We start from the raw sequence: 13,580 nt of genomic DNA on the forward strand, positions 1-13,580 counted from the left end.
AAATGAAAAAAATTGCAGTAGTAGGGGCAGGACCCGGTGGATTAGCGGTTGCCATGTTATTGGCGCATAAAGGTTATGAAGTGACGATTTATGAAAAGCAGGCTTATGTAGGCGGGCGAACAAGTGAAATTAAGCTTGGTGATTTTAAATTTGATATGGGTCCGACATTTTTAAATATGTTGTACATTGCGGAGGAAATTTTTGAATTAACAGGCCGCAATATTCACGACTATGTGGATCTGATTGATTTGAATCCGATGTATCAATTAATCTACCATAATAAAAAAATAAATATGACACGTGATGCAGATGAGATGATCCGTCAAATCGATGAACTTTTCCCTGGAAATGAGGGGAACTATGAGCGCTACATGGAGCAGACGCAAAAGAAACTCGAAGTGCTTGCCCCTGTACTGCAGGCTCCGATGAATAAGCTGACAGATCTGTTCAACCCGAAAGTGATGAAAGCGTTCAAAGAGTTAGAGGTTGGGAATTCCCTTGTCGATACACTTTCGAAGTTTTATAAAGAAGAGGAATTGCAGCTCGCTTTTACATTCCAGGCAAAATATTTAGGGATGTCTCCATGGGAAAGTCCCGGAGCGTTTTCGATTCTTTCGTATATTGAACATGCGTACGGCGTCTATCACATTAAAGGCGGCATCAATAAGCTGACGGAAGCGATGGCAAAAGTTGTGCTTGAATCGGGCGGGAAAATCCTTCTCAATAACGGCGTGAAAAAATTGAAAACAAAAGGCCGGAAAGTGACAGGTTTACTGCTGGAAGATGGTCAGGAAATCGATGCGGATGAAGTCATCATTAACGGAGATTTTGCACATGCGATGACACATCTTGTCGAGCCGGGATTATTGAAAAAATACACACCGGAAAAACTGGAGAAAAAACAGTATTCCTGCTCAACGTTCATGCTGTATTTAGGTGTCAATAAACGATTTGATCTGCCGCACCATACAATCTGGTTTGCGAAAGATTACCGGAAAAATGTAGAGGAAATCACAAAAACGAAACTGATGTCCGAAGATCCGTCAATTTACATCCAAAACGCCGTTGTAACGGATGAAACAGTGGCACCAAAAGGGAAATCGACATTATACATTTTAGTGCCGGTACCGAATAATTTAAGCGGCATTGACTGGGCGGAAAAGGCGGGTCCTTTCCGTGATATGGTCTTAAATATGGTAGCGGATAAACTTGGAGTGAAGGATATTTGGGAATATATCGAAGAAGAGAAAATGATTACACCTGCTGACTGGGAGCGAGATATTAATGTTTACAAAGGGGCGACATTCAATTTAGGTCACCAATTATCGCAAATGCTAGTTTTCCGTCCGCGCAACAAATTTGAAGAACTTGATCGTTGCTGGCTGGTCGGTGGCGGTACACACCCGGGCAGTGGCTTGCCGATTATTCTGGAATCAGCCCGTATTACAGCAAACGGCATTTTACAGCAGGATAAACAGACATTGCTTCCTGTTAAACCATTGCCGAAAGTGGAACTGTATAAAAAAGCGCATTCACAATTACAGCATCAGCCTGCAGCCATTCAAACAAATGCGTAAAGAATGATTTCAATGTATGAAACTTTTATTTGAATGGAAACGTATAATAACTATTCATTTAAAGGAGGCAATACAATGTTCAAAAAATTAGCATCAGATGCATTAGGTCTATCCGATATCGGGGTAGTCATTTCAAGACAGGACTTTGACAAAACAGATTCGGATGATTTTATTTTTAATGAAGTCGATGAGAAAATCTATTTCCTGATCAAAACAAAAGCGGATGAGTATTGCTTCACGAACTACGCATTAATCCATGTAGACGGCGCAAATGCGATGAGTAAAAAACGTATGCTGCGTCGCTATGACTACGAGCATTTTGCGATTGAAGAAGTGCTGCTGGAAACAGCCGGAACAATCGATCTGGATGTAGAAATCAAATTTGTCATTGGAAATGTGCCGTTAAGCATCGATATTCATAAAAAACATTTAACGGAAATTAAAGATCTGTACAAAGCGCTTCATGCGATTTCACTTGAACAAAAAGCGAATACATTCAGTATGGATGCTGCAAAACAAAGCCTGAATCTGGCTGCCTCTGCAATCGGCCGCGCCGGCAATGAAGGGGTTTCACCAGCCGAAGCATTCAAGGAAATCACAGCGTTTTCGCATAGCTGGCTGCTGGAGCAAAAGAAAGCATTTGTGAAGAAAGATTTCGGCGATGTTTTCGAGAAATATATTAATAACTAATGAATGAAGCATGCGATATTTGTCGTATGCTTTATTTTTGTACATAATAAGGGAGACAATATTTTTTTGCTTGGAGACCTAGGTTGTCTGTTTTTTCTCTGTGAAAGAAGGAACTGGGACATTTTGGTCGCTTGATAATAAATTGGGTGTGTAAACAGAAAGGAAAAAGGTGATATATTAGTTACTAACATGGAGAACAGATTGAAAGGGTCGCGATAATATGAAAATTGAAGAAATTTTAACAGGGATCTTAATTATCTGTAGTGTAATGCTTTTTATTCTATTATGTATTTACTTTTTTACGATTTACCGAAAGAACAGCAAGAAACGCAATTTTAATAAAATAAACAACTATATCCAGCAAAATGAGAGGGACTGGTATAATTATTTAGTTTTAAACAAGCCTCTTCAGAATCATTCGACTACAAAGAATGAGCTGGAGGCAATTGATAGTATGTTTGTTTCGTATGTTACATCGATGGATAAAGAAGAAATTCTGGAGAGGGCTTCAACCTATGCTGCGTTGAATATGAAAAACTATTATATGAACCAATTGACGAGCCGTGATGAAGCGGTCCGTCTTCAAGCTTTGCAGCGCACACTGATTTTGGAACTGGAATTTTTAGTGCCGTTAATCGAACGCCGGCTAAAAGAAAATCGTACAGGTTCTATGGAAGAGTATTTATTAATGCTGAAGGTGGCATCGAAATATAACGAAAATTTATTTTTGGCGCATATGTACAAGCCTCGATTGCCTTTTTTGAACGATGAATACAATAAGCTGCTTTTGAACCTGGACGAAATGTATGCTGAATATTTTAAAGACAATTTTGAAGAATTGCCGATTCATCTGAAATACGCGTATTTGGAATCTTTATGTCTAAACCGGAACTTAAGTATCGGATACCTTTATTTATTTGAACGGTTATTGGAATCCGACTGTGCTGAAATTCGAATTCGTGCATTAAGAGCTATTTCTTCGTATGGCGAAATTTCAGATCTGAAGCATTACGAAAACTTTGTCCGGTCCTCACTTTGGGAAGAACGTCTGTTGCTTGCGGAAATTTTACGTTTTGTTACGGAGCAAGCGTCCTATACGTATTTGGGAACTTTACTGCTCGATCCAAACGGCAATGTCCGTAAGCAGGCTGCCTTATCGTTGATGGATTTACCGGAAGGAAAAGCCGTACTGCAGCAAGTATCCGAGAGCGAGGGAGAAAACCTTGCTGCCACAACAGCAGGAGAAACGGAACAGTAATTTAACAAGTAGTTAAAAAAATAGGCTTTGTATAGCGTTTTATGCTATTATAAAACACGTTGATATTTTTCTTCATTTAGTGAATGAAGAGCATGCTACCGGTCGACATAAAAGAGGCAAATCACCGGAGTAAAATAGATAAGTGCTAACCTTGAAAGGATGATATAAATTATGAGTTACGAACGTACGAAAACCGTATCTCTACATACATTAGGGTGTAAAGTAAACCACTATGAAACAGAGGCAATCTGGCAGCTATTTAAAGAGCAGGGATACGAGCGTACTGAGTTCGACCATCAGGCGGACGTTTATGTTATTAATACCTGTACTGTAACGAATACAGGGGATAAAAAATCACGTCAGGTGATCCGCCGTGCGATCCGTCAAAATCCGGATGCGGTTATTTGTGTAACAGGCTGTTATGCACAAACATCACCGGCTGAAATTATGGCGATTCCTGGTGTTGATATCGTTGTTGGTACACAGGACCGCGAGAAGATGCTTGGATATATCGATCAGTACCGTAACGAGCGTCAGCCGATCAATGCGGTGCGCAATATTATGAAAAACCGTGTGTATGAGGAACTGGATGTACCGGCATTTACCGACCGTACTCGTGCATCACTGAAAATCCAGGAAGGCTGCAATAATTTCTGTACGTTCTGTATCATTCCTTGGGCGCGCGGTTTAATGCGTTCACGTGATCCGGAAGAAGTTATTCGTCAGGCACAGCAACTTGTCGATGCAGGTTATTTGGAAATCGTCCTGACAGGTATCCACACAGGCGGATACGGACAAGACTTCAAAGATTATAACCTGGCGCAGCTGTTACGTGATTTGGAAGCACAAGTTAAAGGCTTGAAACGTCTACGCATTTCTTCAATCGAAGCATCCCAATTAACGGATGAAGTGATTGAAGTACTGCAAAACTCTGAAATTGTTGTAAACCACTTACACATTCCGATTCAATCGGGTTCAGATACGGTTTTAAAACGTATGCGCCGTAAATATACGATGGAGTTTTTCGCAGAGCGTCTTGAAAAGCTGAAAATCGCTTTACCTGACTTGGCGGTTACTTCTGACGTAATCGTAGGTTTCCCTGGTGAAACGGAAGAAGAGTTTATGGAAACATACAACTTTATCCGCGACCACAAATTCTCCGAGCTTCATGTATTCCCGTACTCTCAACGTACAGGTACACCTGCAGCGAGAATGGACGATCAGGTTGACGAAGAAATTAAAAATGAACGCGTTCACCGTCTGATTGCACTGAATGATCAGCTTGCAAAAGAATATTCTTCCCGTTTTGAAGGGGAAGTACTGGAAGTTATTCCAGAAGAGCGTTTCAAAGATGGCGGCAATGAAAACTTATATGTCGGCTATACAACGAACTACTTAAAAGTAATTTTCGAAGGCACAGAAGAAATGGTCGGCCAGCTTGTAAAAGTGAAAATTACAAAAGCAGGCTACCCGTACAACGAAGGCCAATTCGTCCGCGTACTGGAAGGCCAGGCAATTTAATAATAAGCTTTATAAAGAAAGAGGGATTGCACTGTGCAATCCCTTTTTTGTTTTAGAAGACTTTACTTGCTGTGAAAAGATTAATTAGTTGTTCGTAGTGAAGGCGGCGAGTGCAAGTGCCGGCTTCGCCTTTCGTTGCAGAGCGAAGCGAAATCGGAAAAGTAATTCAAAGCTTCCTTGGGGACAAGCACGACGCCTGAGACGGGGAACAAAAGCTAAGAACGCCACGTCCTGTGGCAACGCTTTTGTGACCAACATCGTGTTGGCCTCGTGCCCCTGGAAAGCGTCCGCCGTACCGGAGAACAACGGCTAAGAAGCAGGTACTAAATTAGCCAGCTTTTTTTATTTCTATAAAAATCGGGTAGAGAAAACAGTATGCGCAAGTTTTTATAATCGGGCGAAACATCATGTACTTTCATGCAGCATATTTATTTACGAAAAGTTAGTCGTAAACGAATGGAAATTTAAGTATATTATGAGGAAGACAAGCCAACACTATTATTCGGAACTAATGTTGATCCCGATTACAAGTAAAGAAGGTGAGCAATTAATATGAAGAAAATATGGATGGTTGCTGCAATTCTATTTATTTTATATGGTTGCACGGAGAAAAAAGAAGAACCGACAGTGGAAAGTGAATCGGCAATGGTGGAAGTTGATATCCCTACCGAAGTAGCAAGGAATTACGGCTCGCTTAATATTGAGTACAAAGCATCGGATATTTATAAAACAATTCAGCCGAATGGTGTCGTTTCTTTGGAAATGAACAGCCAGCAGCTGAATGAAATCGCACAGCAAACGGAACAGTTTCTGGAAGAGTACAAAGAAACGAGTGAGCAAAGTAAAGAAGACGGAATTGCACATATCGATGCAAATGAAAACTATTCGAATTGGGAAATCGTATTGTCGGACGATTCTCTTCTGCGCCAGGAAGCCTTTGATTTGGCACAGGAGCACTTAATAAAAAATATTTTAACGTACCAGTTAGTCCATCGCCATAACCCCGAGTTGGATATTCAGTATCTCACAGATGCCGGTGAACCGTTGGACAGAAAAATTATTCGTACAAAATTTGCCTATTCGGACGAATAATTTAAGTTGTCTGATAATTTGCGTCAATTAAAATACATGCTAAACTATAGATGTACGGACAACTAATGTTTAGTAAAAGGAGTAATGAGAAATGACTCAAAATTATGCAGTAATGATTGATCATACTTTATTAAAAGCTGAATCTACAAAAGATCAAGTAGAAAAGATTTGTGCAGAAGCGAAACAATACGGATTTGCTTCAGTATGTGTAAACCCTACATGGGTGAAATACAGTGCGGAGCAATTAGCTGGTACAGACGTAAAAGTATGTACAGTAATCGGCTTCCCGTTAGGTGCTACAACATCTGCAGTAAAAGCATTCGAAACAAAAGACGCGATTGCAAACGGTGCAGGCGAAATTGACATGGTTATCAATATCGGTGCTTTAAAAGACGGCAATTATGATTTAGTTCGTGATGACATCAAAGCGGTAGTAGATGCTGCAAATGGTACATTAGTAAAAGTAATTATCGAAACTTGCCTATTAACGGATGAAGAAAAAGTGAAAGCTTGTGAACTTTCTGTTGAAGCAGGTGCAGATTTCGTTAAAACTTCAACTGGATTCTCTACAGGCGGAGCAACAGCGGAAGACATCGCATTAATGCGTAAAACAGTCGGTCCGGACCTTGGTGTGAAAGCATCCGGCGGTGTTCGCAGCTTGGAAGATATGCAACTTATGATTGAAAATGGTGCTACTCGTATTGGTGCTTCATCAGGTGTTGCGATCATGAATGGCCTAAAATCAGATTCTAATTACTAATTCAATAGTTTTTGTTGACTCTTTTTTTAAGATACGCTATACTACTTTAGTACACATTAACTAACCAGTTAATGTATGCATGACGTGTGTTCGGAGGGAGGGAAAGAGAGATGTCAAAAACTGTCGTTCGCAAAAACGAATCGCTTGAAGATGCTCTTCGTCGCTTCAAACGTACTGTATCAAAATCAGGTACAATTCAGGAAGTTAGAAAGCGCGAGTTCTACGAAAAACCTAGCGTTAAACGTAAAAAGAAATCAGAAGCTGCACGTAAACGTAAGTGGTAATTTTCCCTGTAAAAACCCTACGTTCATAACACGCAATTTTCAGATTTAACTGAGCAGACAAATGATATACCCCGCAGTTATTAATTTAACTGCGGGGTATTTGTATTTATTTTCGAATTCAATCATAATAGATAATAATAGAAAAGAAAGCGTTTTCTAGAAACTTTTAATATTCCGCAGCGATTACCGTATAATTGGTATATGTTAGCAAATAATAGTGAAGGAAGTTTTTTTTATGTTTTTGAAAATAATTGAAACTTTTCTTCATCTCATCCGTAGAATTAACTGTACATAACTTAGCTAAAGGGGTGATAAAATTGAGACGAACGAAAGGGATTAGTTGGATTATTCTGATGGTCATGTCATTCGTATTAATGTTTCCTTCTTTAACGGCATTTGCAGATGGTAAAGTATATGAAATATCCGTCAATAACGAAATCGAAAAAGGTTTGGTGGAACATCTGAAGCGTGGATTCGATGAGGCGAAAAGCAACAATGCAGAAGCGATCATTCTGAATATGCATACACCGGGCGGATTTGTTACAGCGGCTTCGGAAATTGGCAGGCTGATGGATGAGATTGAGATACCTATTATTGCTTTCATCAATTCGGATGCGCTGTCTGCTGGCGCGTACATTGCTTTACATGCAGATGAAATTTATATGACACCTAACGCAACAATGGGTGCTGCGGCGGTCATCGATTCTTCCGGCAACACAGCGGGAGAAAAGGCGGAGAGCGACTGGCTGGCAAAAATGTCAGCTGCTGCAGAAAACTCCGGCAGGGATGCTAAATATGCGAAGGCGATGGTCAGAAATGATGAAGATCTGCCTGAACTAAGAGCCCCGAAAGGAAAGCTCCTGACGCTAACTGCGAAAGATGCGGAAAAAGTTAAGTATTCGGAAGGCACTGTTTCTTCAATAACGGAACTGCTTGAAAGAACCAACCTTGACGGCAGCGATCTAGTAAAAATTGAACAGACATTTGCCGAAAAACTGGCACGCTTTATTACAAATCCGATTATCGTTCCTATTTTACTGTCGATTGCAAGTATCGGATTAGTAGTTGAACTGTATTCGCCGGGCTTTGGTGTTGCAGGGACAATGGGGCTTGCTTCGTTAGGTATGTTCTTCTTTGGACATACAATTGCAGGTTTTGCCGGATATGAAACCGTCATCATTTTTGTAATCGGACTTATTTTACTCATTGCCGAGCTGTTTGTACCAGGTGGCATCATAGGTATTGTCGGCGGAGCGCTAATGATTGGAAGTTTGCTTTTTGCAGGGGAAAGCTTTGTTCATATGGCTTATTCGATTTTAATCGCAATGATAATTGCAGGTATAGGAATGGTGATACTTATGAAATTCTTCGGGAAAAAGTTGCATATGTTCAACCGTCTCGTTCTGAGAGATGCAACGACGACGGAAGAGGGTTATGTTTCAAACAAAAACCGAATTGAATTAATAGGCAAGACAGGGCAGGCTATCACGCCGTTACGACCATCAGGGACCGTTGTTGTTGATCAGGACCGTCTGGATGTTGTAACACAGGGCGGCTATATTGATGCTGGTAAAACAGTGGAAGTAGTAAAAGTAGAAGGCTCTCGTATTGTCGTAAGAGAATTTATTGGAAGAGGTGGAGAATAAGTATGAATATGTTAGCAGATGCAGGAACAATTACATTAATTGTCGGATTAGTCATTGCATTTATTATCCTGGCAGTATTTTTCACATTTGTTCCGGTTGCACTATGGATTAGTGCACTAGCAGCAGGTGTAAGAGTAAGTATTTTCACATTAGTCGGAATGCGTTTACGTCGAGTAATTCCGTCACGAATCGTGAATCCATTAATTAAGGCCCATAAAGCCGGTTTAGAAGTAACGATTAACCAATTGGAATCACACTATTTAGCAGGTGGTAACGTAGACCGCGTTGTCAACGCACTAATCGCGGCACACCGAGCAAATATTGAGTTAACATTTGAACGTGCAGCTGCAATCGATTTAGCTGGCCGTGACGTTTTAGAAGCGGTACAAATGTCGGTTAACCCGAAAGTTATTGAAACACCATTTATTGCCGGTGTGGCGATGAACGGGATTGAAGTAAAAGCGAAAGCGCGTATTACAGTACGTGCCAACCTGGACCGTCTAGTCGGTGGTGCTGGTGAAGAAACAATCGTTGCCCGTGTTGGTGAAGGTATCGTATCGACACTAGGTTCTAGTGAATCACATTCTAAAGTACTGGAAAACCCGGATTTAATTTCTCAAACGGTTTTATCTAAAGGTTTAGACTCTGGTACGGCATTCGAAATTCTATCGATCGATATCGCGGACGTTGATATCGGTAAAAACATCGGTGCCGAGCTTCAAATCGAGCAGGCACAGGCAGATAAAAACATCGCTCAGGCAAAAGCCGAAGAGCGTCGTGCAATGGCCGTAGCAAGCGAACAGGAAATGATCGCAAAAGTTCAGGAAATGAAAGCGAAAGTAGTAGAAGCAGAGGCAGAAGTTCCAATGGCTCTTGCAGAAGCGCTTCGTTCAGGCAACTTCGGTATTATGGATTACATGAACTACAAAAATATTCAGGCGGACACATCAATGCGTGATTCGATCTCAAAAGTTTCGAATGACGACAACAACAAAGATCCGAAAAACAAATAATCGAGGAAAGGAGTGAGCACTAAATGGAAGGACTTATCATTATGGTGATTGTCTTTATTGTCAGTACTTTATTTGGTAAAGGTAAAGAACAACAACAAAAGAAAGAAACAAAACAGATGCCGCCATTTAGCAGTCAACCTGCTCCTCGAAAACAGGAAGTTCAGCGCCGAACAGAGCAAAGCCGACCAAAAACATTGGAGGATTTTGCGAATGAAGTATTCGGCCAGCTGAATGAAAAAGTAAAACCAGTAAGTCAAAGAGTAGAAAGAGAGCTGCCTAAACTAGCAGAAATGCCTGTTGAAGCTGCTCGCTCTGCAGTGGAACCAGTAACTGAAAAGATTAATAATCGTTCATTAAAGGAGCGTCCAATTGTGGCAATGGCCAAAAAAGAAGCAGAAGCTTTCCAGGTCGTACCATCAAGCAAACGTGATTTAATGCAGGCCATTGTTATGACTGAAGTTCTGGGCCCGCCTAAAGCAAGAAGAAAATAATATGAAACTACCTATTTCCACGCACTGTGGAAATAGGTAGTTTTTTTACATAGTATATAAGGCAGCGGAAAGTGGCTGCCCGCAATGGAAATCAACGGACTTTTTGAAACAGGCAACTAAATTTTTGCGGAAACGGGTATATCTATTATGAGAGGGGGAAACAGATATGAAAAAAAGATGGATGGTATTAATTGCACTTATTTTCGTACTCGCTGCATGCGGTAAGGAAGTAGAGGAAACGATTTCGGAAGAAGCGGATGAAACTTCTACGGTATTCGAGAGTGAGGAGCCATTGACACATAATATGGAAGGTGTCGCTTTAAAGCTCGACTATAAAATTCAAAAAGTTTCAGCGGAGCCGGGTGAATTGATCCTTGAAATTAACGGCACTCTAGAAAATGAATTCAGCCAGGTTGTTTACTATACACCCGATTTTACAGTTCAAACACCGGAGCAGGAAGAGATAGAGCAGCTGACGTCTTCTGTTGAAAACGAGCAAATTATGGTGAATCCTCAAATGGAAACAACTTTTAACGTGACTTATTTGATTCCTCAGCATATATATGATGAAAATACATCGCTGAATATACGAGTTCCGGCCGCATTTAAGGAGCCGGAAAGCGAAAGTTCCGGTGATGCGTTAGGTGACTTTGCCAACTGGGAAATACCAATCAAATAATCTATACATGCCTCCTTTTTTCCAAGCATATAGTGACGTAAAAAGGAGGCTTTTATTGAAAAATTTATTTCCTAAAAACAATAAATTGCAAATCACCTCTTTTATGGATATCCGCTATGATGGTTCCTATACGATAGGTGATGTAACCCCGACCGAGTACAACTGTACGACAAAAGACTTTACGATGTACGTCCATGCGGGGGAAGTGGAAGTCCAGCATTTGTTCGAAGAAGGTTTTTTAATTCAATGCAAAAATCTGCAGAAGCTTACGATTGAGCGGAATCCCAAATGAGTAAATCCTATAAAAAGCTGATCACAATCAAACTGAAGCAATCTAAAGAAGCAAGCACTTTTATTATGCTTTTGAAAGAGCATAAAATCCGGGTTTACCATTTAACTTTTAAACAAAGCGAAATAACTTTCCAAATAGCGCATAGTAATTTGTCTTTACTGCGCAGACTAAGAAAAAAAGCGAAAGTAAAAATAGCAATCCGTTACAGTGAGCCGGAGAAAATTCTGCAAAAAGATATGGTTACGGCGATTGGAATCATCATGTTAATCATCCTTCCGATTATACTATCGAGGTTTGTATGGCAAGTCGAAGTCGATGCCGCCACAATCGAACTGGAAGATGAAGTGGCACTGTATCTGCAAAAGGAAATGGGTGTGAAGTTTCCTGTACCGAAAAAAACGTTTTTATCCGATAATGAAATCCGACAGACGATGATGAAGGAGTTTCGGGAGTTTTCATGGGTACATATTATGAAAAACGGAAGTAAAATTACGATCAATCCGCAATTGGCGCCAAAGATCGAGCCGGTTCCAAAAGTGAACAAGAACCAGCATTTGGTTGCGAACAATAGTGGTGTCGTCACTCATTTCCAAATTGAACGCGGTGTCCGTCAGGTGGAGCAAAATATGACGGTATACAAAGGAGATATTCTTGTATCAGGTGTGTTGCAGCATGGTGAAAAAGAAATCATTATCGGTGCTGAAGGCGAAGTGTTTGTGGATTACTGGCTTGAAACATCGTTTTCCGTACCTAAATCCATTGAAATGGAAGTATTGGATGACCATGGCTGGAAGTATGATGTGAACTGGGAGAAAATCGGAACAGCGATCGAACAGATGTCCATCGAACCGCTGAAGTCCGTTGTAACGTATAAACCTTACCGAATGTTCCATAAGAAAAAGGAAAAGATAAGTGAAAAGGATGTTGAAACAATTATCCTGCCATTATTGCATGAAAAGATGATCTCTTCATTACCGCTGGAAACCGCCATTAAATCAGAAAAACTTTTGCACGTCTACAGTGATGATGATACAGTTAGAGGGAAAGTCTTGTATTTAATTAATGAAAATATCGCACAACCACATCCAATTCACCAAGGAGAATGAGTATGTCAGAAAAATATGTTGAGCTCCAAATCGACAATCCGAATGAAGCTGTAATGCTTTTAGGAATGTCAGATGCAAATATAACATTGATTGAAGAAACTTATAGCGTACAAATTATTACGCGTGGGGAAGTCATACAAATTGCAGGCGATGATCTGGAAAAGAAAAATCAGGCCTATGCAGTTTTGGAAGCGTTATTGAAAGTTATTCGGAAAAATATTAATATCGATCAGCGTGATGTGTCAACAGCCATTGAAATGGCGAGTAAAGGCACAATTGAATATTATGCGGAGTTATATGATGAAGAAATTGCGCGTAATACAAAAGGCAAGCCGATCCGTGCAAAAACGATCGGGCAGCGCGAATACATCCGGGCGATCCGCCATAAAGACCTGATTTTCGGGATTGGACCAGCCGGCACCGGTAAAACGTATTTAGCGGTTGTAATGGCTACACAGGCATTGAAAAATGGTCATGTAAAGCGAATTATTTTGACACGCCCTGCTGTTGAAGCGGGAGAGTCATTAGGGTTTTTACCGGGGGATCTGAAGGAAAAAGTCGATCCGTATTTACGTCCTCTCTATGATGCCCTGCATGATATTTATGGACAGGAACAGACGCAGCGCCTCATTGAGCGCGGGACAATTGAAATTGCACCGTTAGCGTATATGCGCGGCCGTACATTGGATGATGCGTTCGTCATTTTGGACGAAGCACAAAACACGACACATCAGCAAATGAAGATGTTCCTGACGCGGTTAGGTTTCGGTTCGAAAATGGTCATAACAGGAGATAAAACACAAATAGATTTACCTAAAAATACGGAATCCGGTCTGATTATTGCAGAGCGTACATTACGCTATGTAAAAGACATTCACTTCCAGATACTTGAACAGGGTGATGTTGTCCGTCATCCGTTAGTAGCGAAAGTCATCCAGGCTTACACAGAGCAGGAACTATAAAAAGGAAACTTTCAACTTTTAATATAAGGTTGAAAGTTTTTTATTTGGGAAAAATGACATGAAACTTATTGGAAAAATTTACGTATATAAACTAAAAGGAGGAATTCGTGTCATTATTGAACGGTAGAAAGACATTAATTTGAAAAACATACGTACTTTTCGTAACACCAAACATATAATTTTGATAAAATAAATATAGAAACAAAGGG

Annotated in this window: 14 protein-coding genes; all 14 read left to right on the top strand. The window is 40.5% G+C overall.

The features are described from left to right. The first annotated feature begins 2 nt into the window (after positions 1–2). The 14 genes from MKX73_RS12690 to MKX73_RS12755 all read left to right on the top strand — a co-directional run bounded on the left by MKX73_RS12690 (position 3) and on the right by MKX73_RS12755 (position 13,371). Positions 3–1,577: a phytoene desaturase family protein gene (locus MKX73_RS12690; protein ID WP_340717750.1), complete on the top strand. Its 1,575-nt coding sequence runs from the start codon at positions 3–5 to the stop codon at positions 1,575–1,577. Between the two features lie 75 nt (positions 1,578–1,652). Continuing rightward, positions 1,653–2,267 (top strand): PH domain-containing protein, encoded by a 615-nt coding sequence (locus tag MKX73_RS12695; protein ID WP_340717751.1) that lies wholly within the window; start codon positions 1,653–1,655, stop codon positions 2,265–2,267. 220 nt (positions 2,268–2,487) lie between these two features. Continuing rightward, positions 2,488–3,525 (top strand): HEAT repeat domain-containing protein, encoded by a 1,038-nt coding sequence (locus MKX73_RS12700; protein ID WP_340717752.1) that lies wholly within the window; start codon positions 2,488–2,490, stop codon positions 3,523–3,525. A 171-nt stretch (positions 3,526–3,696) separates the two neighbouring features. Next, positions 3,697–5,046, top strand: coding sequence for a tRNA (N(6)-L-threonylcarbamoyladenosine(37)-C(2))-methylthiotransferase MtaB (mtaB, locus tag MKX73_RS12705; RefSeq protein ID WP_340717753.1), 1,350 nt, complete (start codon positions 3,697–3,699; stop codon positions 5,044–5,046). Between the two features lie 552 nt (positions 5,047–5,598). Continuing rightward, positions 5,599–6,138 (top strand): adenylate cyclase, encoded by a 540-nt coding sequence (locus tag MKX73_RS12710; protein WP_340717754.1) that lies wholly within the window; start codon positions 5,599–5,601, stop codon positions 6,136–6,138. Positions 6,139–6,229: 91 nt separating this feature from the next. Then, positions 6,230–6,898 carry a deoxyribose-phosphate aldolase gene (gene deoC, locus MKX73_RS12715; protein WP_340717755.1) on the top strand — a complete coding sequence of 223 codons (669 nt, stop codon included), beginning with the start codon at positions 6,230–6,232 and terminating at the stop codon, positions 6,896–6,898. Between the two features lie 110 nt (positions 6,899–7,008). Then, positions 7,009–7,182, top strand: a complete 174-nt coding sequence (gene rpsU, locus MKX73_RS12720) for a 30S ribosomal protein S21 (protein WP_004227078.1) — start codon at positions 7,009–7,011, stop codon at positions 7,180–7,182. A 317-nt stretch (positions 7,183–7,499) separates the two neighbouring features. After that, positions 7,500–8,828, top strand: a complete 1,329-nt coding sequence (locus MKX73_RS12725; protein WP_340717756.1) for an NfeD family protein — start codon at positions 7,500–7,502, stop codon at positions 8,826–8,828. 2 nt (positions 8,829–8,830) lie between these two features. After that, a complete protein-coding gene (gene floA, locus MKX73_RS12730; RefSeq protein ID WP_251689112.1) occupies positions 8,831–9,841 on the top strand; it encodes a flotillin-like protein FloA in 1,011 nt (336 codons plus the stop codon). A 23-nt stretch (positions 9,842–9,864) separates the two neighbouring features. After that, entirely contained in the window at positions 9,865–10,332 is a 468-nt protein-coding gene (locus MKX73_RS12735; RefSeq protein WP_340717757.1) for a hypothetical protein, read from the top strand. A 166-nt stretch (positions 10,333–10,498) separates the two neighbouring features. Continuing rightward, positions 10,499–11,011, top strand: coding sequence for a hypothetical protein (locus MKX73_RS12740; protein WP_340717758.1), 513 nt, complete (start codon positions 10,499–10,501; stop codon positions 11,009–11,011). A 55-nt stretch (positions 11,012–11,066) separates the two neighbouring features. Next, on the top strand, positions 11,067–11,303 hold the full coding sequence (locus tag MKX73_RS12745) for an RNA methyltransferase (RefSeq protein WP_340717759.1): 237 nt from the start codon (positions 11,067–11,069) through the stop codon (positions 11,301–11,303). Next, positions 11,300–12,409 (top strand): sporulation protein YqfD, encoded by a 1,110-nt coding sequence (locus tag MKX73_RS12750; protein WP_340717760.1) that lies wholly within the window; start codon positions 11,300–11,302, stop codon positions 12,407–12,409. Before MKX73_RS12745 ends, MKX73_RS12750 begins: the two co-directional genes overlap by 4 nt. Positions 12,410–12,411: 2 nt before the next feature. After that, entirely contained in the window at positions 12,412–13,371 is a 960-nt protein-coding gene (locus MKX73_RS12755; RefSeq protein WP_340717761.1) for a PhoH family protein, read from the top strand. Positions 13,372–13,580: the final 209 nt, after the last annotated feature.

Source organism: Solibacillus sp. FSL W7-1436, from assembly GCF_038007305.1.
Classification (GTDB): Bacteria; Bacillota; Bacilli; order Bacillales_A; family Planococcaceae; genus Solibacillus.